We start from the raw sequence: 24,176 nt of genomic DNA, 5'->3' as shown, positions 1-24,176 counted from the left end.
TTTTCTATACTCCGGAAGTTCCTCCCGGAATTGTCATAACTCGGGTAAAATCCTCTGAGCGCGCGACTCTTCTGAAAATCGCAGCAGCAGACAGGTCACGTTATCTGCCGCGCCCGCAGCCTTCGCGGCATCGATCAGCGCCCGGCATGCTGTAAGCAAATCGCGAGGACCGGGCAGCCCTCCAGCCCTCTCTCCATCACCGCTCATTTCAAGAACCAGCGCTGCAATCTGCTGTGCATTGGCATAACGGGTCAGGCCATCGGTTGTCAGCAATAGGATGTCTCCGGCTTCCAGAGATGCGGCAAACATATCCGGCTCAACGAAATCCGCTGTTCCGATCGCACGTGTAATCAATGACTGCAAAGGCGAGGCTCCTGCTTCTTCCACACTGAGTACACCGCTGCGCAGCTGCTCTGCCACGAAGGAATGGTCGTGCGTAATCTGAACACAGCCACCGTCGCGCAGAAAATATGCCCGGCTGTCTCCCACATTGCCGATCACGATTCTGCGCCCATCAAGGCAGGCCGCTACCAGAGTTGTACCCATGCCGCGCAGCTCATCGCGGTTGCAGGCCAGAGCGCGCACCTCCCGGTTCGCATGCTCGATGGCACGGTACAATCGCTCTTCCACTGGCGCTGATCCATCCCCGGATGTATTTTGCGCAATGAAAAAACCAAGTAACTGACTGACCGCGGTAGAACTGGCTACTTCACCTGCAGCCATTCCACCCATGCCGTCGCAGACTGCATAGATTTGCGCTGCAGAATCGTAGCCGAAACTGTCTTCGTTGTTGGAGCGTCTGCAGCCGACATCGCTAAGAGCCGCTACTTCCACTTCCAGCACAGTCTGGCTTTCCATACATTCGATCTCGTCAGGTCGCGCGGAACAGGCTTCAAGACTGCCAGATGCAATACCAGCCTGTAAAGAGGCGATTCCATGATTTAAAAAATCTCCAAATTACACTGATGCGTTCAAAATGGCAGTACGGTACACTCATTGTCGCTCACGAACACCTCCCGGGTGCTCAAGCTGGTTGTCCTCTGCAGGAGACCGCATATGGCATTGGAAGCTGGTCAGCGCGTTGGGGATTATGAAGTCCTCGGATTATTAGGCGCAGGTGGAATGGGCCGCGTCTATAAAGTTCGCAACATCATTTCTGATCGCGTCGAGGCGATGAAGGTTCTGTTGCCCGACTTTGCTGCGGAGCCCGAACTCGCTGCCCGCTTCATGGCAGAGATCCGCACTCTCGGCGGTCTTGACCACCCCAACATTGCGCAGCTGCGCACCGCATTTCAGTTTGAAAACCAGCTCGTCATGATCATGGAGTTTGTCGAAGGAACCACCCTCGAAAAACTCGGCAGCCAGTCACGGCTGCCTGTCAGCGACGTTATCGAGTATGCGCTTCAGGCACTCTCTGCGCTCAGCTATGCTCATGGCCGCGGTGTCACCCATCGCGACATCAAGCCGGCCAATATCATGATCACCTCTCACGGCCTGGTCAAGCTGATGGATTTCGGTATTGCCAAATCATCGAATGATCTGCACCTTACGCGCCCCGGCACCACGATGGGATCGGTCTATTACATCTCGCCGGAACAGGTACGTGGTGGCATCGCCGACCCACGCTCCGACATTTACTCATTCGGTGTCACTCTCTATGAGTTGCTGGCCGGACGACGTCCCTTCCAGGCCGACACGGCTTACAGCGTGCTGAATGCACAGCTTAACGAGACGCCGCCACCGCTCTTCCAGGTAAATCCTGATCTTCCTCAGGAACTAAGCGGGATCGTGCTGCATGCTATGGCCAAGAGCCCGGCTGATCGTTTCCAGACCGCTGAGGACTTCCGCGCGGCACTGAAGAGCCTGCGCGAGCCACAACCAGCACGGGCTGCTGCAACTGCACCGGCACCCTCCCCATCTCCCTCATGGAGTGCCATTTCCACCACCGGTATGCCATCTCCTGAATCGCCGACAGCCGTTCCTCCCGTCATACGAAGCCATCGTGGGCTTTGGATTGGACTTGGAGCTGCCACGGCTATTCTGGCCATTGTTCTGGCAGCGACGATAGGCCCGCGCCTGTCTGGCTTCGCAAAAAATAGTAAACCCACAGCTCCTCAGGCAGACAACTCCTCCGTCACGCCTTCCGCTGCGCCGGACACTGCGCCTTCTGCAGGTACTTCGGGAAATGCTGCAGCGCCTGCCACAGCCATATCCCCACTCGCCAATACTCCTTTGACACCATCTCCCACTACTGCTCCTCGGGAAACCACGGCGGCACACTCCACAGCACTATCTTCCGGTTCTGGCAGCAACCTGCCTGCGAAGAGTTCCTCTCCGCAACAGCCTGACAGAGTTGCCAATCCTGCGCCTTCCTCTGTAACGCCGCCCCCTGGCCCATCACCATCGGAAGTATCGGCAGCTCGAACACGGCTGGTACAGCTGCGTGCCAGAGCTGAGACTGCCCGGAATGGCATACAGCAGATCCGCAGCCAGCAGCAGGCTCAGGGATTCGATATGCGTGGAGATGTCCTCGCTTCAATGAACCGGATGAATACATGGATCAATGAAGCGAATCTCGCCATGCAGCAGAATGACATCGACTCTGCCAATCAGAACATGGATCATGCGGAAAAAGAACTCACGACACTCGAGGCCTTCCTTGGGCAATAGGAGAAAGCTCTTATGTATAAAAAAGTTTTGACTCTTTTCTGCCTCCTTCTTATTACCGGATCGCTGTCAGCTCAACAGCCATCGACACAGCGCCATCGAGTGGCTGTGCTTGACTTCAGCTATGGAACTGTAATGACCAGTTCCCAGGCTATCTTCGGCACCAATGTCGACGTCGGTAAAGGCATTTCCGATCTGCTCATTGACAAGCTCACCAATGACGGCACTTACCGCATCATTGAGCGCAATGAAATTAATAAAATCATCAACGAGCAGAACTTTTCGAACAGCAATCGCGCCGATGCATCCACGGCTGCAAAGATTGGCCACATTCTGGGTGTAGATGCTGTGATCACCGGAGACATTACGCAGTTTGGACGTGATGATGAGCACCGAAATTATGGCGGCATGCTTGGCCGATGGGGAAAGGGCGCAGGTCTCGGTGATGTCGGGACATCGAAGGCTAAAGCAGTGGTCGCAGTAACGGCACGTATGGTTGACGTCAATACGGGTGAAATACTCGCTTCCGCAACAGGCAGAGGCGAATCATCTCGTTCCGGCACAAACCTTCTCGGTGGAGGAGCCAACAACAGTGGTGTCGGTGGTGGCGATGTCTCTATGGGAAGCAGCAACTTCGGGCAAACAATTATCGGCGAGGCCGTCACCGCCGCTGTCGCGCAGCTTGCTCAGAGTCTTGCCGCCGACAGTGACAAGCTGCCCACTGCAGCCGCTGTTGCCGTGTCCGGTCTTATTGCCGACGCCTCGACTTCCGATGTCATCATTAATGTGGGCAGTTCCGCGGGGCTGAAGGTTGGCGATAAGCTGATCGTTTCGCATCCTGTCCGTGTTATTAAAGATCCGACCACAGGTAAGCCATTGCGCACGATCGAAAATCAGCTTGGGCAGCTAACTATCACTTCCGTCGACGCCAACTCCGCTGTTGGGAGCTTCAGTGGAAGCGGCAAACCTCAGATCGGAGACACCGTAAAAACACAATAGATTGACGCTGCATAACCTGGAGGTCTGTTAACCGATCTCTAGGTTGCCTGCATGAGTCCGGCAGAAGTTTTTCCGCCTTTGTCTGTCGAAGCCATTGTCGCCAGATGCTCCATAAAGATACGAAGCACTTCCTGCCCGGTTCCGGTAAAGTGCTCTCCCGGATGAAGCCCGCTCTTCCCCCATGCCAGCAAAAAGACCATAGGAATCCATCCGCGATTATCGTGCTCCAGTTCCTGCCCTAACCGGTATAAAGCCCGTGACAGCGTAAATGGAAACTTCACACCACGTACGTCGTGGATGGACGGATCATCGCAAAGTGCCGGCGGTCCGGTTACAAGGTACTCGCGGCAACTCAGCGGGCGAATAGGATGAATGCTGCAGTTCTCGTTCTGCAGAAACGGGCATGCTACTCTTGCATGAAAATAATCGATGGCCAGCCTTGTAACCGATTCCTCGTCTTTGCTCCACTCTTCGTCCAGAAGCCGCTGCAGAATTCCATTCTCCCGCAGAGCGAGCAGCGCCTGATGAAACCGCTGCTCAATCATTTCTCTCTGTTCCTCCTGCAGATCGCTGAACCACTGGAAAAGAGCTTCCGCTTCGAAAATGCTTACCGGGACTAATTGTCTGCAACATGCTCCGCAGCCTGCGCGGCACGAAATCGAATGTCCGGATGCAGTTGCCTCATGCACAACCTTATCGATAACCGCGGTTTCCAGATTTTGCAGGATGGGCAACAGGCCAGTCATCGTGGTTTGCCCGGCCGGAACATCGACTTTAGCCTTTAGTGTCCCCACGCCCACCCGAAGCTCGAAATGCACTTCGACCATCGGCGATGACATATCTTCGGGCAAATATGGGTTTTCCGGCAGCGTAGTCATTTTAGCTCTGTTTCTCGGGCTCTGAATACAATTGGGCGTAGTCTACGTCCGCACCATACTCTTTGTCAGTCTCTTTCATTGCGGTACCCGGCCTCGATCCTCAGAACTCCAGGCGTGCACCAAACTGCGTCTGGCGCGGCGGATGCGATGACCGAATCAATCCAAACTCGGGGTTAATCTGAACTCCGTCCGGACTATAGTTGCTGATCGGATTATCAAAGTTTGCATGGTTGAAAAGATTGTAGACCTCGCCCCGCAGCACAAGCCTGACGGAGTCTGTTCCAAGTGTCGTTATCTTCTGCAGCGCAATATCCTGCGAGATGTAGTCGGGGCCGTAGAATGAATTTCTGCGATCTGCTCCCGGAATCGGCCCCGCTCCCTGCGGGGTACTCGAATACAGACATGAAATTGCATACAGGCTGGAACAGCCATTCAGATAGTTGGTTCCGATCAGAGAAATAGCGCCGGGTTTGTAACTGAAATAGCCGTTCGGATTTCTGTCCATATGTACTGGACCGTTGAGCTTCACCATCTGTGTAATCTGCCCATATGCCGGCCCGGCAAAGATCGTGAATGGTTGACCACCTTCAGCCAGAAGAATTCCGCTAAGGGTAAAATCCCGCATCAGCCTTGGCAGATGTCCTGATGGGATGTTGTAGATAAAATCTCCGGCGACTCGCTGGCGAATGTCAAAATCCGAGGGAGCATAATCTGCATTCAGGTTCAGCGGATTCTGCGGAATGCTGTAATGGCTGGTAATCACTGGCCGTGCTCCTGTGGTTGTCAGCGCTGAGTTAAGCGTATCCACAGAAGGAACATGCGCATTCAGTACCGCCTGGGCAAGACACTGCTGGGCCGTACAGCCTGATTCGAATTGACCGCGATCCCCATAGGCTGCAGTATTCGCTGCCAGTCCAAATGCAGCTGGATTACCCATCCCGTAAAATTGCCTTCCGAACAACTGGTTCCAGACCGAATCAACGACTGCAGGAAACTGGCTTCCCGCAATATCATCCAGCGATTTTGCATAGGCATAGGAAACATCCAGGCTCAACCCATGCCACTCTTCTGTCCTTACCCTTGCAATAAACGAGTTGTAGTGCGAATAGCCGAAGTTGGATTCGGTAAAGACCGGAAAGAACGTATTTGGCAAACACGTATTTTTAATGGAATTGCTTGCTGCAACTCCTGACTGGCAATAAAACTCATTCAGGAAATTACTGTCATAGATAGCCGGGTGACGATGCCCTTCTGATCCGACATATGCCAGCTCAAACACCACGTTGCGTCCAACCTGTTGTTCGATACTGGCTGTGTATTCGAACACCATAGGGTTCTTTAGCCGCGTCTGGTCACGCTCAAACAGAGGTCCCGCGCCGCTAGCTACCTGATACGCCGCCTCAACGCCATTTGCAACGCCTCCACTGAGCAATGCAAGCGCGCCGTTACCCAGTCCGCATTGCGTATTTATTCCGCCACAGTAAGAGGAGGCGAAGTTCTGTCCATACAGCGCCGATGGTGCGTTGATGTCGAAAGGCGTCGGCCTGTTGCGAAGCAGCTGGAGCGTATAACTCGCAGGCAGGCGATCATAATATAGTCCTCCGCCGATGCGGTAGACACGCCTTCTCTCCGCATCAGGGGCATATGCCAGACCGAATCGTGGGGCAACACTTGTCTTGTCTGTCGGCAGATTGAACCCCGGCGAACCCTGACCGCATCCGGTAGAAGAAAAGGCAATTTGCTGGGCAGCGTAAACAGATGCCAGCGAGGACTGCGCCCCCGAGCATGCATTGCCAAATGCATCGAAAGCCTGCGTTGTACCCTCACGTACCAGACCATTGGTGGAGTTGATGTAATTCCACAACCGGCCTTTCTGTTCAAGAGGCTGTCCGAAATATTCATAGCGCACGCCCAGCGTGATCAGAAGTTTCCGATTGGGCGTAAATCGATCCTCAGCAAATACTCCGCCTGTCCAGCTCCGCAAATCTCCTATGTATGGAGTGGGCTGACGCAGCGCATAATCGAATGAGGGTCGTACAAATGCTTTGCCGCATGAGATGCACGTTTCGCTGTCCGAGGTAAATTCGCCCAGATTGTTTGATACCACCAGACCTCGTGTCAGGCTCCCGTCGTAAAGAAAATTCTGGTTGTATCTCAGGTCGCCGCCGACATTGAAAATATGTCTGTTCGTTAATTTCAGCGAGAGCAGGTCATATAACTGAAATTCGCTGTCACGATGCTGCGACGGGGCTACCAGAGGAGCTCCCAGCCGTGCCATTGGAAATTCTCCGTCAAGTGAAGGAGTTACCGGCGAGGGAGACTGCCACGCAGCCGCCGGCTGGCTGTAGTTTGGACAATGCCCCGAACCAACAGTACCGCCGCACGATGCCCAGAAGGAATCAAACCACCCGCCAAATGCACCAGGCGTTCCACTCTTTGCACCTGCATATTGTGAATCGACACCACTCAGAACAAATGTCGGCAAATATGCATTTGCGCCCGAATGACGATCCTGCGGCAGCTCGTCGAGGCGAAATTGGGTAAACCCGATTCTCAGCTCATTATTTCCATACCGGCTTGCGCCCCCGAACAATCTTCCACTCAGGCTAAGCGCCGCACTTTGATTCTGAGCGAAGCGCTCTGCGCCATTTCCGGCATAGTCCACCTGCGCCGGCAGGTTGTCATCATGCAACTGATCGAGGATCTGCCCGGTATATCGAAGACTCAGGCTCTGCTCGTGCGGCAGAATGATATCCGGACGCACCAGTACATTGTGCACATGTGTAAAGTTCGGCGCAGTACCACGATAGAAGTTGAAAATGTTCCAGCCACCGCTTGATGACCCGCCACCAGTGATATTTGCCTTTGGATACAATCCCAGATAGCGGCTTGCCAGCCCTGTGTTGTCGTTTGCCGCCGCATTCGCAAGATCTGTTCCTGTCGGAACCCGTTCAAAAATCGGATTTGCATTGTTGATCAGCGTGCCCTCGTAGCTCGCGAAGAGAAAGACCCTGCGACTAAGCAGCGGACCTCCCAGGTTCGCTCCAAACTGACGAGATTGTACCGGGAGCACTCTGCTGTCATATTGCGCCAGAGCGCCTGCTGCGTCCCAGGGCTGGAAATTGCCGCATGGCGCTCCGCCACAGGGAGTTGCACCGATCAACCCGCTTCCCAGCAGACTTGCCATTGCATTGTAGGTAGTGGGGGCAAATGACAGCCACTTTGTACCTGCATCCACGGCCGACAAATTCGGACTCGCACAGTTCGCCGCCACATCGCTGATACAGTCGAATGCGGAATAGCTTCCTGCTGCAGTATATGTCGGCGAATTCATCGGCCCGGCATAGGCCACAGCTTTGGCAAAAGTAGTGCCGGAATAAGCAGAAATCGGGCTTCCAGCGTTCAGACTGTCCGAGTTGTAATAGCCGAAGATCGAGCCATGCCAGGCCCCGCTCTGACTTCCGCGTCCGCGACTCGTCACCACGTCTACCACACCACCCGATGCGCCACCATATTGGGCACCCTGGTTGGCATAGGTAATACGAAACTCCTGAATACCTTCGTTTACCTGAAACGGAATCGCCTGATCTGTACTTGATGCAATGTTGCCGTGCCCATCGATCAGAAAGTTCGTCGCGTACGGTGGAGAGCCCGAGATGCTGAAAGCCGCTCCCTCGAGCGCTGATCCCTGCGGAACATCGTGCACACCAGGAGACAGATTTCCCAGAGCAAGGAAGTTCCGATTGTAAAGCGGCAGCACGCGCAATTGCGTGCCCGAGACGTTGACGCCCAGAGACGTGAGAAACACGGGCTGCACTGCAGGCTGTCGCTGCTTCGAAACGTTCTGTCGGACTGGCAATGGTTGAACAGTCGCAGAATTTTGTACAGGATTTGCGGTGATCGTGATTCCGCCCGAAGCTGTTGAAGGTGCTGGTGCGGTCGCACGCTGAGACGAACTCGCCTGAACGGGAGCCTGCGCCGCTACTGCAGGCACGGCGGGCTCTTCATACACAATGTCCGGAAGCACGAGCTTGGGATTATCGATCGGCACTTCAAACGCAATCGACTGAATCGTTATCTTCCCCATCACCTCCACTGAGTAATCAGAGAGCGGAGGCACATCCTCAAATGTGTAGACGCCATTTTCATCCGTGACTACTTCTTTATAAGGCAGCGAAGGATTGATCAGGCGAACCCGGATACCGGCAACTGGCTTTTTTGCACCATCGACTACCTGCCCCGACACAATGGAGGTCTGCGCCATCGCAGCAGTTACTGCAGTCATTGCAAACATAAGCAGAATGCACGCCTTCAACCAGTCTTTCATTTGCACGCTCCGTCCGATTTATTCGGACTTCTTCTCGTAACTTTTTGTGCGTTGTTCCCTGGCTTGCGCTTTATACGCTGCCTTTCCATACATTCAGAATTCTGGGAGACACGCTGCCTGGCACCGGCCGATATCCGAGACTCTTCGCCTGCGAAAATTGTTTCCCCGCGTCAGTACGCAATCGCTGATCCGTCTGTCCCTGCAAAGTCTCTGCCGTCTCCGCCGCTCCAAGGAAAAAGTGCGCGGCGCCCGCATGGCCTGCGCCAGAATCGAGATACTGCTTCAGCGAATCTTCTGCGCCGCGATAATCGCAGGTCAGAAATTCCTTGATTCCCTCTTTCAGCTGCAGATCTGCATTCGCACGCAGCGCATCATCAATCGCTTTCAGCCCTGCCAGCGCCTCAGCATTTTTCGCATCGATACCCAATGCTTCCTGGAACACGGCCTTAGCTTTCGTCAGATCACCCTTGTCCTGTAAAGCATGCGCTTCTGCTAAAAGAGCTTTAGGGTCTTTCACCACCGATACAGAGCGGGCAGGCACCGCCGCCTTAGCTGCTGTAGTCTGCAGTTCGCCAATTCGCGCCTTTACCTGAGCATTGAGAGGAAAGGAAGGATCTGCAATCAACTGATCATAGATATCGATCGCGACTTTAGGGCTCTGTGCTTCCAGCCCCTGTGCCTTTTCATAGAGGTTGATTTTGAAAAGATACTGTTGCGCATCCTCATACTGATCGGTGCCGGACTGAACCTGCAGAAGCGAGGTTTTTGCCTGTGCCAGATTCCCTTTACGATAAGCATCTTTGCCTGCGTCCAGACTTTTCTCCGCAGGCGTCAGATTTGCTTCCCGCTGCAGGTTTTCCGCTTCCTGCTTTTTCTTCGTCGCATAATCAATCTGATCCTGAGTGGCATGGAATCCTGGATTCAGTGCCAGCTGATAATACTGGCGAGCTTTGTCGTAATCCTTATTGCTCAACGCATCGTCACCCCGCTTGATATAGCCGCCCGCCAGTCCGCTCAGCGAGGGCGGAGCGCTCTCCTGGCCAGCGAACAACGTCTGCGGAGTAACCATCAGGAACGCTGCCAGTAAACAAAGGCCACCGGACTTTCGCAGCATCATTTTTGCCCCTCAACCAGGCTATCGATATCCATTTGATAGCCCGTGTTCACGGTGCATGTGTTTTGCGCTGAGCTGACTTCACACCGTCCCATTCCCTTTGTGCCATCCGGCTTCGTATAAAAGACCTCATAACTTCCCGCTGGAAGATTCACCAGCATTGGCGTGTCCTGATTGATTACATGTTCCTCTGATCCATTGCCTGCTGAGCGTACCATCCGATCAATGTGAGCCCAGGGCTGAGCATTGATTTGTACCCCGATCTCCAGCACATGAATCGGACTCGCCGGACGAAGAAAATACGCCAGTGCACCGCCAGCGAGCAACACAACGACCACCGCTGTAATCAGCATCCAGCGACTCAGGCCCTTGCGAATAACAACATTTCCGGTACCAGAGCCCTGCTCAACAGTTACCCCTGCTTTGGCTGCTGCTTCCACTAACCGCTGCCATTCCTGGGTTGCCGAATCTGACGCAAATTTCAGCGCAGGCTGAGCCGCCTGCAGTCCCTGTGCCGCCTCTTCATGTTTCTTTGTCAGCAGGGCTTCGCGCGATTGCCGCACCGCCTGCTCCACAACCCGGTCGGCAACTCTGGCTGCATTCATCCTGTATTCGGAAATTGCAGATTTCCATTGCGGAAACTCACCGTATGCGTGACGAACTCCCTCAAGAACATCTATCCCTTTACTTAGTTCACCCGCCCGCAACGCTTCCGAGGCAGATTCTTTCGCCGTATGCAGAGCTGCTTCGCGTTCGATTGCCGCGCGTACCTTGTCCTGCAACGATTCAAGCTCAGGAATTACTCCGAACTGCCTTGTCACAGCTTCGATCGCTCGCAATGCATCATCGTACTGACCCGCGTCAATCAGTTCGCTTACTCGTTCCGACGCTGCCAGAATCCTGCGTCCACCCTCTTTCTCGCGTTCTCTCGCTTTTTCCAGCAATTGCTGCAGCGATGCATCAGAGGTTGTTGCTAAAGCAGCTTCCAGTACCTGCGCTGCCTCATTGAAGCGTCCTGTACCCGTCAGTCGATCCGCTTCCAGGATCGTATCCTGCACCATCCTTTGCCGCGTATATTCCTTCTGCTGCGTCTGCGCAATATCCAGTAACTCATCCAGTTCCGGTGAATGACCAAACTCTGCCCTCAGCCCTTCCAGAATCTCAATCGCCTCACCGAATCGCTTCTGACTTAGCGCTGTATTGGCCTGCCTCAGTGACTCTGCACGCTGCGCGCCCGATGCCTGCCGCTTCACCTGCTGCCGCACGCTCCGCTGCATGTCCAGAAGGCGCGTGTCTGACGGATACCTGCTTAGCGCGGCACTCACAATCTGCAGTGCTTCTTCCGGAGAGCGGCTCAGTGCTTCCTGCACAGCTCGCTGTGTTGTTTCCACCAGCTTCTGTGTCTCTGTCTCCTCCAGATGACGTTCCACCTGTGCTTTTCTGCGCAGCAGCGACGGCTCGCCTGCCAGTTTTTCCAGTGCTCGATTCAGCTTATCCAGAGCATCCGAATACTGTTCCGCGCGAATGCTTACGTCGATCTGCTCCTCAATCTGCTCCAGTATTCTTCTGCGGTGCTGTTGTTCAGCAGCGGCCTCCGCATCCTGACGCAGCTGATCGATATCCGCCGACTGAATACCCAGCGTCTGTGCCTCGCTCAGTATCCTCAGTACCTCAGTAAACTGCCGTGAGTCGAATGCTCTCTGTGCATTCTCAAGAATCGTACGGCGCTTCCCTGCCAGTGCCGCCTGTTGTGCTTCGCGGCCAATCTCCTTCTGCACAAGAATCACGGACGAATTTGCGGGATCAAGTCCGGCGGCCTCCGATGCAAGCGCCAGAGCCTGGTCATAGTCGCCGCGCGCTCTTGCTTCATCCGCCCGATAAATAAGATCATTCACACGATTCGCACGGCGTCGCTTTTCGGTAATCTCTTCCCTGATCTGCAACAGGGTTGCATTTTTTGCATCCCAACTCAGCGCTTCTTCTACTTTGCTCAGCGCATCGTCATACCGGCGCTCGCGCAGGGCATCTTCAATTTCAGAGGTCAGAACGCGCATCTTTTCACGGCGCTCCTGTGCAGCCAGCTCATTATCCAGCTTTACGCGCAGCTGGCGGGCCTGCAGATGATCGCGATCAATCCTTGTGATCTGCAGCACAATATCTTTTGCGCCCACCAGATCGCCGGATTCATATGCGCGCTGTGCCGTGCGGAAGAGATCTCCCACCTGCTCGCGCTGCATTGTTTCGATTACTCCAGCGAGATCGAGAGACATCTCTTCGGCCGTTGCGTACCGTTCATCCGGATTTTTTGCCAGCGACCGCGCCGCGATCTGATCCAGCACTTCCGGCGCATTCGGCAAAATCGACTGCAGCGAGGCATACGACTCATTGAGTATTTTCAGCTGCACTTGTCCTGCATCCGTGCCTGAAAACGGCAGTTCGCCGGTCAGCAACAGATACAGCATCACGCCCGTCGAAAAAACATCGGCACGCCCATCGCACTGGTTGCGAAACCGTTCCGGGGCGAGATAATGCAGCGTTCCGATTACGCTGCCCACCTGAGTCAGCGTGCTGTCATACTCCGGTCCGTTATCCGGCTGATCGATTCGCCTGGCGATTCCGAAGTCAATAATGGTCGAAGTGCCATCCTGCTGCACGATCACATTTGCCGGCTTAATATCACGGTGAATTACACCATTCTGGTGACAGTAATAGAGCCCGTCGCACACGCTGCGAATGATTTTCAGCCGCTGCAGCATTGGCATAGCGCGGCCTGATTTCAGAATCGAATCAAGAGGCTCGCCGGAAACAAACTCCAGTACCAGATACGGCAGTCCATCCTGCTCCCCCGCATCCAGAACACGAACGACATTGGGGTGAGTAAGGAAACCAGCCTGTTTTTCCCGTTCGAAGCGCCGCAGATTCTCTTCGGTGCGATTCGTCAGCGTCTTAATCGCCACTTCACGCCCGCGGATGCCTTTTCTGTCCACAGCTTTGTAGACAACACCCATCCCGCCCTGGCCCAGTGTGCCAGTTACTTCGTACTTGTCGAAATGCGTGACAGGGGACGAACTCACCGCAGTGTTTCTCCCGACAATTTCAAAACCTCTCTCCCAAAGCGCATCAGGAATCTTTACTTCACCGTTATATAGAAGTAGTGCGTTCCTGAAGCGCCACCACCTGAATAATTCACCGCAATCGCATATGTTCCCGAAGGGGTTGCCGCAAGGCCTGACGTCGTTGCCGGCACACTCGGTCCCGCTCCGCAGGCCATTAAGCCTGTGCACATGGCCAGTCCGGCCAGCAGCCACACCACTACCATGAATCTGGTATTTCCCTGCATCCACTTTCGACGGAAGGTCAGTGGAACAATCATCCATGGTGCGAGCAACGACAGGAAAAACTTGCTCGGCAGCCCGGGACTTCCTCCGATCGCCGGTCGCTCCATCCTGGCAACCGTCGCCGTCGTACCAATTACGACACCGGGAATTGTGCTGTTCGTAAATGTATAACCTGTTGGATTCAACGCGCACGTAATCCCGAGCGAGCTCGCTGCCCAGCTTGAACCAGAGACAGACGTGAATTGCACTGCTGAGCCACCGAGCGTGCTCACGCTCGCACAGCTCAATTGATAGGGCACTCCTGCATTCCCGCTCGCCAGAAAATACAGGCTTTCCCACGCGAACGCCTGGCTCTGTCCCGCCTGAATTGTTGGAACGGCATAACCAGCAGAAACGCAGTTACTCTCGCTTGCTGCGCAGCTTGCAGGCTCATTCGGTACCTGGACATCCGGATCGAGATATCCGCCGACTGTCACTCCGCCGCCTGCACCACCAGGACTCGGCAGATACAAAACCTCCGCGCCTGGAACCGTAACATTGTTCTTCGTTAGCGGCAGCGCCTGCGATTGTGACGGAGTGCTCGCTGCGATCGCCTGCGCGTTGCAACTCGAAGCCGCCAGATATGCATACCCCGCTCCCTGCACATTGGGGTCGCAGAAGCTCTCCTGATTAAACGTCTGACTGCCGATCTGATCCGTGACCACCACATTCAGGCTCGCGCCGGTCAGCAGCGTCACGCTTTGCTTTCCTGCCGACGGAACCTGGCTGAATGGGGCCATCGGATTATTCGTGCCCGGATACGCATATATCGGAACTGCCGATCCTCCCAGCGAAACCAGAGAAGCCGAAGGGCTCACCGGCTGTGGAGGCTGCAGCAGATTATTCCCCGTAAACAACCATGTCGTCAGATAGTTGTTATCGTGACATGCCGTTCGCTGCCCACCGAGGTAGCATGGCTCGCCGTCGTTGTAATCGAATACCCCACCACTCGCGATCGACAGATCGAGAGTATATGTGGATGCCGTCACACCCTTACCACCGCTTGTTCCCGTCGGTGTCGACAGCGCTGCGTTCGTACCGAATGTGGGAGCAAAATTCAGCGGCTCCAGGAGTGCCAGCTTCATCGGCGAGCCACTCGCTGTCACATTGCCACTCGCAGGATAGCTCAGCGCTCCATTCGCGTATCCGTCTACCGTTCCACAGAAAGGCTTACCCAGAGCACTGTTCAGAACACTCTTCCCTCCGGCAGTCACGGTCGGATAGCCGTCGGTAAACTGCTCCTGCTCAGTTGCTCCGCTAATCTCAGCAATCGGCACAGAAGCATTTGGAGGTGCAACATTGAATACTCCATCTGACTGTACAGAAATTGCTCCCGATTGCATTGTTCCGGAAGGCACACCTTGAAGTGCCCACAGCAGTGCCCGTTCCGGCTTTACAAAAACCTCAGGAGGATTCGCGATACACACCGTCGTCATTCCGGTAATCGCAGCATCGCTGGCCGATTCGTAGTAGTACGGTCCGGGCTGCGTTGCATTACTTGTCGACGGAGAGCCATACACATATAGCTTTGCACCCTTCGCGTAAGCAGCTGTTGCCGCAGCGGCCACCGGTAAATCGCCGTCACTTTGTGAAGCTTTTACCTGCTCCACGCTGGTAATTCCGGCCTGGCTAACCGCCGGAATCGTCAGCGTCAGCGGCACATTGCTTCCTGCAGTCTGCGCAGGATCATACGGCTGCAGCGTAAATGAGCTTCCAACGGGCGTGTTCACCACTGTCACCGGCAGAATGGCCAGGAGCGGAGGCAGCGGCACATTGCCATTCCTGTTATCCTCCGCCTTTGCATCCGCAACACTGCCAAAGGCAAAGGCCTGCGTCTGAGCTGTGGTTCCACATAATGAATTCGCCGGGGCGCCCGTCTGCACATCGCAGTTCTCATTGGCAAACGCTGACAGGCCATAAAATCCATCAAAATCAAACAGCTCCGCTGCACTGCTCATCTGGCTCAGCGGGCCAAGTGCCTGACCAGTACTCGTGCCCGAACCTGCCGCAGCCGTAGAGGCATAGGCAATCACTGCGCCATTCAGCGGCTCGCCCACCAGCGTAAAGTTTTTATCTGTCGCCGCAGTCAGCTGCGGTTGTACCGACCAGTTCGGCCCATCGTTCACCACTGTCGCTTCATACCGAAGATAATTCGCCACAGCCCCGCCCTGCACTGCGGTCTGAGCCTCGGCGATACCGGCTCCACTCACACCGCCCACCGGTGCCAGTGCCGTCTCATTCGTCTGCATGATCTTCGAGCTCAGCACATGCAAATGCACGACTCTCTGCACACTGAAAGGAATAGTGCCGCTGGCAGCATCGCTGTTACTCACCGGATCGACTGCATCTGGTACCAAAGTCATCCCGTTCGTCGACACCGCCTTCGAGGATGCTGCAATCAGCGGAATCTCAGGAGTCCATCCGCTGACGGGTGATCCTGTAATATCTGCTGCCGCTCCCTTTCCATCGATAAACTTTCCCTGATAGCAAAGGAACGCCGCATTTACCGTGCATGCACCGGCGGGGCTGAGCGCAGAGCCACCCGCGAGACTGCCCGACAGAGTGCAGCTCATCGCAGCACCGCCTGCGCCCGTCATGTAACCTGCCGTAATGGTGGCCCCTGCAACGACACAACTCGCCACGGATGGATTCGGAGCTGTGACAATTTCAAAATACGGAGGCAGCATCTCCGTCACGGTTGTCCATCCTGCCGGAGCCGCATTCGCACCCAGGTTGCTCAGTGTGAAATCGAACTCCAGAGCGTCATTAGCTCCTGCTATCAGCTGGCCTGGATGCTCATCCAGATTGATTACCGGTTGCCCATTGCCATCTGTTCGAATTGCGAACGTCGCCGCCGGTATATCGATCGCGATGTTCCGCGTCTTCGTCAGCTTCAGATGAACCGCCCGCGCCACGTATATCGAGGGGAGCGCGCTCGCTACAGTTGTTGATCCGCTTGCCGGCTGGCCCGCACTCGCTGCTGTCGTCGATACCGTTGCAGTGCTGGCCGCAGCGACTGCAGTCGACGCGGTGGGAACCGTCGCAGCATCATACGTACCGGCGAAGGTTACCGTCAGCACATTCGTTCCCACCGGCAGATTTCCGCCTGAACAGCTGATCGACGCCGCTGTTGCGGTACAACTCACGGCGCTTCCAAATGCAGGCGTACCAGGTGTCTCCACTGGTCCGGTCGTTACATTCACAATGTGTGCCGTTGCTCCATTCAGCGCCTGCGGCAGCGGCAGTGTGAAACTGACGCCCGTCGCTATGTCAGGTCCATTGTTACTTACCTGCACTGTGTAGCTCGCGATATCGTTTGGCCCATATGGAGACGCAATGGTATTGGCCATATACACGCACGGCGACTGACCTGCCGGGCATGACAGGCTGCCACCCGTCGCAGTCGGTGTCGGAATCACCAGTGTGGCCGTGCGATGCACCGGACTGTTCACCGTCGCCGTGTTATCGCCCGAAGCGGTTCCCGCAGCATTCGAATCCGACGCGCTCCTCAATGTGCTGACCGCCGAAAATGCCTCTGGGATCACGGCCCCGGTTACCGCGGCATTGGTTGCTGTATCCGCGTAGGAACCCTGCACCGTAAATGTCACAGAATGATTCGCCGGAATCGACGGCAGAGTACACAGCGGGTTTGATCCCGTCCCGCAGCTTCCTCCCGCAGGTACGGCGATATTCGTGACCGTAAAAGCTGCACTGCCTGAGGGAGGCGTCAGCTGCAGTGTATCTGTCGTGCCTGTCTGATTCGGTCCAGAGTTTGTCACGGTCACCGTATAGGTGACTGTGTCTCCCAGATTGAACGCCGTCTGTGCACCGGAATAAGCACTCTGGGATGTATTTACTTTCAAATGTGCCGATCGCTCCACGGTGATCGGACCCAGGCTCCCCGTATTGCTGCCTGATATCTCGGTAAAGCCCGTTGGAACCGTGATTGTACTGCCGACCGTTACAGGTGTTCCCGATCCTAGTGATGCATTGACAGGGGCTGGGCCATCAGGAAAGACCACAGTGGCGGTGAAGGCATGTGCCACGCCATCGGCCGGCAGCACCGGAATCGTGCAGCTTCCAAAACTGCTGCAGGAAATTCCGCTGCCTGTCGAAACCACATTTATGGTCAACCCGCCGACCGTCAGCGTGTTGCCAAGCTGCAATCCATAGACAGCACCTGGACCTGTATTCGTCAGGTTGTACGTCAGCGCAATATTTGTACCGAGAACAAAGGATGACGCACCGGGACCGGACACGCTGAAGTTGCCAATACTGAACCCTCGATTGACCGTTGTGGTCACCTTTGTCGTATCTACAGCCGTCGTTCCGGTGGCAACCGCAGTGGCATTCACATCCTGCAATACCGTCACCGGTGTCGCGTCCGGAAACAGTGCTGAGTCGCTGTAGTACCCGGTGATCGAATAGGAGCTGCTGCCGTTTGCGGCCAGTGTTGCGATAGAACATGTCATTGCGGTGCAGGTCGACGGAGAGACCGTCACTGCGACGAAGTTTGCAGGTAGCGACGGCGTGATCACAACGTTGCTTCCCACATAGCCCGACGCATTGCTCACCTTGAAGGTGTATGTCTCCTCAGCAGTACCGCTGAATGCCAGAGCCACGGTCTGCGATGCAGCCGCGTACACAGTAGCCGACGACTGCGCAATGCTCAGACTCAGTTGCGGCGCGCTTGCCTGGTTCAGAGAAATCTGATCGCCTTCCGCGTCATATCCGGTTGCCATCAGTGTTAATCCGGCGGCAGGGCCACCCGAGGCGCCCAGCGTCAGCGCTGCAGTGACTGTAACGCTGCTGCCATCACCAAGTGACGGAATTATGCATGTGAGTCCTCCCGCGCCTGTCACGCATGAGCCCGGAGATGCCGTCCCGGTTGCACCGGTGACAGTAAATGCACTGTTCGCGCTCGCAGTCACCGGCAGGTTGACGACTACATCTTTGGCACCGCCGTTTTGTCCTGTTAGTGTCCAGATCCACGAGACAGCGTCACCAGCTGCAAGCCCGTTCGCTCCATAATTGTTGGTCGCTGACGCGACCCTGAACCCCGCCCCCGTTCCCGGAGTTGCTGCAGCCAGCGCTGCGACATAAGGCGTCGATGCGCTGCTTCCCTGCCCACTTTGCAGGCCAGATGCCGAGGCATACGCGACACCTGTCAGGTTCAGCGCAGCATACGACAGTCCCTGTGCATCGGCTGTGATTGCGGCAGTTGCCGGACCAGTCCCCACCGGGCCCAGATTTGCATCGTACAAGCCTGCCGACAGATCACCTTTTATCTGCACTGCGAACGCGTGTGTGCCAGCGGCATTTTGCATATCGGAAGGCAACGTGGCCGCAACCGAAGGAACAAACTTGCCCGACGTGGAATCTGTGCTGCCTACCAGAACGACATTTCCGTTGCTGTCCAGTGTGCCGCCCTGCAAAAAATCTGATCCATCGCCACCAAGATAGGTAAAACCCACTGGTTTTCCAGTTGCGTCCACCTTTGCCAAGTAGCCGCCCGGTGTACCGCCCGTACTCTTTGCTGGAAATACCAGTTGCATCGCCGTGCCGTTGAGCGTGCCCGCAGTCGGCGCTGTTACCGGACCTGCAGTATTCGTATAGGTGAAATTTGCTCTCAGATCGCTCGATGCTGTAGTGCCAAAGGCATAAGCATTCCCTGCCGCGTCGAGTGCCAGGCCGGAAGCCTCATCCGCCGCGCTTCCGCTCAGCCATGCAGCATAGGCCACACCGTATGTTGTCGCTGCGCCGACCGGCGGCGTAATCTTCGCAACAAATACGTCCCCGGTACTGCCATCGCTGCTGTTGTGCGCAAAGCTGTTCGTCTGTGAGAATGCACCTGCCTCCGGGAAATCTCCGGTCGATTCGCCGGCCAGATAAATTCCACCCAGTCCATCCACGGCAACCGATGCCAGCGTCGTTGTTCCTGTAAACCCTCCCAAATACGTCGCCAGCTGTGCGCTACCTGTCAGTGTTCCATTCAGCACCAGCACTGCGGCTCCGGGGTTCGTCGTGTATCCCAGCGCATTCGCCGTCGTCGGAAACGTGCCTGTCGGATCTACTCCCAGAGCCGCAGTAACATTCCCTGACGAATCCACTGCCAGGCCCGCTATGGTCACCGTCGTCCCCGAGCTGGCGGGAACAAACGTCGCACTCTGGATTGCGCCGTTCAGATTCAGGCTTGCAATCCATCCCACGGAGGCAATGCTCCCTCGTGAAGTCGAGTATGCCCCTGAAGTCGCAGGAAAATCGACCGACGCCGTGCTGCCGCCGAAATAAATCAGCCCGGGCGTCGTCGGAGCAAGCGTAATTGCTGAAGACGTCGCGCCCAGAGTCCCGCCGATAATCGTCACCCACGAAGCTTCTGCGCCCTCACCATTCGCCGGTAATGCAGCGACAAATGCATCCGCCGTGTTGTCACTCGGATTGTTTCCATCTTCATTCGCAACAGCACTGCCGGGCCCGAAAAAACCGGCACTGTCGAATGCTGTTGAGGCCGCCGTGGACGTCACGTTTCCTGTCAGGTACAGATTCCCGCTCGCGTCTGAAACAATTCCGGTCACCGTTGTTCCGGTCGACAGAGTGCCTGAAGCATTCAGAAATGTCGACCACACAATTACCGGATCGATAATCAGTTCGCGATGCCTGTCGTAATCGGCAAGCCGAAAACGGATCGAATTTCCCGCAACAACATACTCTGCAGCTATCGATCTCCGGCTTCCATCCTTATTTGTCTGGTAAGCCTGCGGTCGAAGCATATTCACGACACCGGACCGCGTCATCAGCCTCAATGATCCATCTGCTTCACGCGCAATTTTCTCTGCGCCGCCCACATCGATCACGACCCGCGCCGGCTCCGCTTCCGGCGCAATTACAAAATCATGCTCCAGATGCGATCCCGTGCCGTAATACTCCACATGAATGCCTGGATAAATCTCACTCGTGATCAGCCGTCGGTAAGTCGGCAGATTTTCCTGCCACTTTGATCGGTCGGAACCGATGTATTCATTCAGCTTTGTCGGTGACTGCTCCGCGCGCATCGCTCCTGCAGGCATTGCACCTGCAAACCGCAGCTGCACGCCTGCGATGTGATTCTCGACGTGGGTAGTAACGACGGAAAATCCCGTCTGACGCACCCATAAAGCGTATTCGCTGTTGAGGCCGCTGTATGCGCCGTCTGCCCCTGGCACGCCATTCGGATCTTTTAAAAACAGCAACGGAAGATTCTGCGCCTGCCGCCTTGCCACAGTTGGTGGGAGAACGGAGCGCTCGGGGGAAGAGCCTGAAATCGAGCCATCGTAAGCAGCAGCCCGAAAGCCGCCTGCCAAAAAGCCTGAAATCAGGATGACGAGAAAATAAACAGGTGCAGATTTCACGCACCAAGGCAGACGTAGGGGCATTGCTTATCACCCGCTTACGCTAAATTTCTACAAATTATTTCAGAAGAACTTTAGATCAGCGCGTAAGAGCGGTCAAGGGCAATCCATTACGTCCACGACATTGCCAACAAATACACACTTCCCATGTTGACTGCCTCTTCACTTTGGTAACAGTCATGCTTTCAGTTTACTTTTCGGTTCTGCCCGGGTTCTCCTTCATCGCTGCCGTCTGTCTGCGATAAAGTCCCAGCCGCTTTGTCATTTTGCATGGCCTGCTGGTCTGACAAATCTTCCGGCGGCAGAGCGTTCTCTTTGGTTTCAATCTTCGTTGTCTTGCCTTCCGCGGCGATATTGCCTTCCACTTCTGCCGAAACCTTTGATGATACGCGCATCCGGTCCAGCCGGTACCCCGCTTTCTTTGCTGCTTCTGTCGCATCGGTTATTCGTTTGGCTATAGCTGATGCCAGGGTTGAGTCTTTTGCAGAGGCGGCCGCTTTTTTCTCTGTCTTCTGCATCAGCATTTCCGTCAATTCCGGCAGACAGGTCCACCACAGCAGTTGCTCATGGGCTTCTTTGTTGAACCAGCGGATGCCGTTCACCTCGTGCAGGCCGGTCAACCAGGAGACGTCAGGATCATTCCAGTTAAGATTAAGAGTAGTCTGCCTTTCTTTGCCGTTCAGCAGTATCCGGATACGAGCGGCGGCACGATAGCCATCGTCGCCGTTAAGACCCAGCGGATGAAAGCTCTCTGCCAGCGCCGAACGCAGATAGAGGCGATCGAAGATTGTGGTGGCCTCCTCGATGGGATGTGTTTTAACCAGGGCCTCCACCAGACACCAGGCTGCCACCGGAGCCCAGATCAGGATCGCATTCACTCTCGGGCTGCGGCTGGGGAGAACCGCACGCGCATCCACAGGCCATCCACCAGCAAAAGCGTCTTCCAGTTGCGGAATCCTGGTCGCCGCCATGAGCAGCCTGCTGTACATCTGCGCGGCCTCATAGCGCCATGACGTTCCTGCCGTCTCTCCATCTGTTCGCAGAGCGGCGTTCGCTTCGGTGAAGAACTTCCCCGCTCGCTTTACAAGCCCATTCAGAGCCTCGTCGCGATTACACGGTGGCTGGCTCGCGCGAGAGATATGCCTGCTGTGTTCCACGTCTTCAAACTCGGCAATATCGGCCAGACAGCGCAGCAGCGCCGGATCGAGAGCCTGCTGCAACGCTTCATGTAGTGGCCGGAGCCTGTACTTCGACAGCGCCTCATCGGGATTCCACACTCCGCGCCCATTCAATTCATCGCACAATGCGTCCCAGGGGTATTCATCGGTCGTACGCAGTTCCTGCCAATGCTGAAATACGTGGTACTGATATGCCCGCAGCTGCAGCCGCAATCCCTGAAAGGTCAGCTCCGATGAGCGCCGCAGATAATGAAGCCCTGTAGCATTGTCATGATATGCAAAGATAAGTCCATCTTCTGCATTCAACCCCAGTGCCTGATGCAAAAAACGCTGATGCAGCGCGCCTGTTCCTTTATCTATACCCGCTGCTGAACGATGTAAAGTGCCCGTCGTATCGGAATACTTGTTATGAAAGATGACCAGCGCCCGCCGATCTCCAAGGCGGTTGGAATAGGCGAAGACGTTTTCGTCTACAGTTCCATCATCCTTATAGAAATCAAACAGTGAGAACTCCGCGCTCTCAGCAAACACCTCGCGGTTCTTCAGCAGGGGAGCAATCTCACGCTGATGCCTCTCCACCAGGCCTTCGTTGGGTGCCTCTTCGTAGCGTGGACTTTTGTACTCCATACCGTACTTCTCCGTGAACGCTTCAATCTGGCCGTGGCCAAACATCGGCAACCCCGGCAATGTCGACATCACAGTGCATACGCCAAAGTACTTATCACCCGTCCCAAACTGATCGATTGCCGTCCTCTCATCCGGATTGCTCATAAAGTTCACATAACGCTTGAGAATATCCGGATCAAATTCAACTGTGTTTTTAATAACTGAGCGATACTTTGCGTTTTCCTCGTCGCGCAGCATATTCATAAACGCGCTGTTGTAGACACGATGCATCCCGAGAGTGCGAACAAAATATCCCTCCAGCAGCCAGAACGCTTCTGCCAGCAACAACGTGCCGGGGACCTCGGCAGCGACGCGATCCACCACCTCACGCCAGAACTCATGCGGCATCGCCGCATCGAACTCTTCCAGAGTCATACTCGATTCTGCGCGCGAAGGAATCGATCCTCCTGTTCCCGGGAGCGGAAACCACAGTCGCTGTACATGCTTGCGGGCCAGTGTCATTGCTGCATCAAAGCGAATAATGGGAAACTGCCGCGCCACATGAAGAATTGTCTGGATCACCTGTTCGCGCACGTCGGCACGCAGATAATTCAGTTGCGCGGTATCGTTCCAGGGAAAGCTGGTCCCATCGTTTCCGTGATACACGTAACGGGTTTCGCCCGTATGGTTGTCGCGGCGGCGGAACACGACAGCGGCATCGCTTTGGTTGTAATAATGATCCTCAATTTTGATCTCGACACGCGGATCGCTCGACAGGTCGGGTCCATTGAAGCTGTATGCCGGATACGGCGAATCCCACCGAGACAAGAACCAATCCGGATGCTCGACCACCCAGGGTGAATCGATGCCCATGTGATTCGGCACCATATCACTCGCGAGCCGAATGCCGCGCTGCGCCGCGCGCTCACGCAGGTTATGATAAGCCTCTTCCCCTCCCAGGTCCCAGGCAATGTGATAGCTGCTGAGTGAATATGCCGACGCTACCGCATCCGGCTGCCCGCAAAGTCGTTTGATCGTCTGCGAAGCCGGGCTTCGTTCCCATATTCCAATCAGCCACAGCGCATTCAGTCCGCGGCGCGAAAGCAGATCCAGCTCTTCATCCGGAATCTGATCCAGCCGTTCAATTGCGCGGTTGTATTGACGCGAAAGCTGCGACAGCCAGACATAGGTGCTCTTGGCGACCATGACGACATTCGGCATCCAGTCCACATCGGGGCTGAAACGCTCATACTCCGGATCGCCAGGCCTCTCGCCCGCGGCTCGCTCGTAAAACGGAACCTCTGCATGGACGCTGCCGGCAGGAAATGGATCGTGGTGCCACTGCTCCGACGCCGGATGAAACCGCATCCAGACAGCGACTTCTTCCTCTTTCAGGACGTCCGCAGCCAACAACACGCGACGCAGTCCCTCGCCCAGTGCACTGCCCAGCCCCGTAGCCCAGTTCTGACGAATCCACGCCAGCTGCCCACTCAGTGAATCCGGAGCAGCTTCCATCGGTGCCTGCAGCAGATCAAGAAGGCTGCCGCGGCCCAGACCTGTATCGGGACGGGTGGCAAAATAGCTGCTCAGCTCAGTCGTAATCTGCGAATACGCAGTATTTTGTGCCAGCTTTGTATCGTCG

The 24,176-nt window shown here is 55.5% G+C and carries 9 protein-coding genes; 2 read left to right on the top strand and 7 right to left on the bottom strand.

Going from position 1 to position 24,176, the window contains the following annotated elements:
- Positions 1-33 precede the first annotated feature (33 nt).
- Positions 34-843, bottom strand: coding sequence for a PP2C family protein-serine/threonine phosphatase (locus tag D0Y96_RS03990; protein WP_350448962.1), 810 nt, complete (start codon positions 841-843; stop codon positions 34-36).
- 213 nt (positions 844-1,056) lie between these two features.
- Here D0Y96_RS03990 and D0Y96_RS03985 point away from each other — a divergent pair, with 213 nt between their 5' ends.
- Both D0Y96_RS03985 and D0Y96_RS03980 read left to right on the top strand, forming a co-directional pair.
- Positions 1,057-2,670: a serine/threonine protein kinase gene (locus D0Y96_RS03985; RefSeq protein ID WP_117298080.1), complete on the top strand. Its 1,614-nt coding sequence runs from the start codon at positions 1,057-1,059 to the stop codon at positions 2,668-2,670.
- 12 nt (positions 2,671-2,682) lie between these two features.
- On the top strand, positions 2,683-3,666 hold the full coding sequence (locus tag D0Y96_RS03980) for a CsgG/HfaB family protein (RefSeq protein ID WP_117298079.1): 984 nt from the start codon (positions 2,683-2,685) through the stop codon (positions 3,664-3,666).
- Between the two features lie 38 nt (positions 3,667-3,704).
- Here D0Y96_RS03980 and D0Y96_RS03975 read toward each other — a convergent pair whose 3' ends face one another.
- The 6 genes from D0Y96_RS03975 to D0Y96_RS03950 form a co-directional block, all read right to left on the bottom strand.
- Positions 3,705-4,412, bottom strand: a complete 708-nt coding sequence (locus D0Y96_RS03975; RefSeq protein WP_252263549.1) for a YkgJ family cysteine cluster protein — start codon at positions 4,410-4,412, stop codon at positions 3,705-3,707.
- Between the two features lie 232 nt (positions 4,413-4,644).
- Entirely contained in the window at positions 4,645-8,871 is a 4,227-nt protein-coding gene (locus D0Y96_RS03970) for a TonB-dependent receptor (protein ID WP_117298077.1), read from the bottom strand.
- A 70-nt stretch (positions 8,872-8,941) separates the two neighbouring features.
- Positions 8,942-9,988, bottom strand: coding sequence for a tetratricopeptide repeat protein (locus D0Y96_RS03965; RefSeq protein WP_147324901.1), 1,047 nt, complete (start codon positions 9,986-9,988; stop codon positions 8,942-8,944).
- The gene (locus D0Y96_RS20670) at positions 9,985-13,059 is read right to left on the bottom strand and encodes a serine/threonine protein kinase (protein WP_158562181.1); all 3,075 of its coding nucleotides are present in this window, start codon (positions 13,057-13,059) and stop codon (positions 9,985-9,987) included. Before D0Y96_RS20670 ends, D0Y96_RS03965 begins: the two co-directional genes overlap by 4 nt.
- A gap of 56 nt (positions 13,060-13,115) precedes the next feature.
- Positions 13,116-20,591 (bottom strand): beta strand repeat-containing protein, encoded by a 7,476-nt coding sequence (locus D0Y96_RS03955; RefSeq protein ID WP_158562179.1) that lies wholly within the window; start codon positions 20,589-20,591, stop codon positions 13,116-13,118.
- A gap of 344 nt (positions 20,592-20,935) precedes the next feature.
- Entirely contained in the window at positions 20,936-23,755 is a 2,820-nt protein-coding gene (locus D0Y96_RS03950; protein WP_252263480.1) for an alpha-amylase family glycosyl hydrolase, read from the bottom strand.
- Positions 23,756-24,176 lie beyond the last annotated feature (421 nt).

The sequence above is a fragment of the Paracidobacterium acidisoli genome (assembly GCF_003428625.2).
GTDB lineage: Bacteria > Acidobacteriota > Terriglobia > Terriglobales > Acidobacteriaceae > Paracidobacterium > Paracidobacterium acidisoli.
Note: the sequence above shows the minus strand (reverse complement) of the source record. Positions and strands in the feature narration are given on the sequence as shown.

Excerpts from the sequence above, each read along its gene's own strand:
- D0Y96_RS03975 (WP_252263549.1), bottom strand. The coding sequence starts at position 4,412 with ATGACTGGCCTGTTGCCCATCCTGCAAAATCTGGAAACCGCGGTTATC.
- D0Y96_RS03985 (WP_117298080.1), top strand. The coding sequence starts at position 1,057 with ATGGCATTGGAAGCTGGTCAGCGCGTTGGGGATTATGAAGTCCTCGGA.
- D0Y96_RS03950 (WP_252263480.1), bottom strand. The coding sequence starts at position 23,755 with ATGCCGAATGTCGTCATGGTCGCCAAGAGCACCTATGTCTGGCTGTCG.
- D0Y96_RS03965 (WP_147324901.1), bottom strand. The coding sequence starts at position 9,988 with ATGATGCTGCGAAAGTCCGGTGGCCTTTGTTTACTGGCAGCGTTCCTG.
- D0Y96_RS03970 (WP_117298077.1), bottom strand. The coding sequence starts at position 8,871 with ATGAAAGACTGGTTGAAGGCGTGCATTCTGCTTATGTTTGCAATGACT.
- D0Y96_RS03980 (WP_117298079.1), top strand. The coding sequence starts at position 2,683 with ATGTATAAAAAAGTTTTGACTCTTTTCTGCCTCCTTCTTATTACCGGA.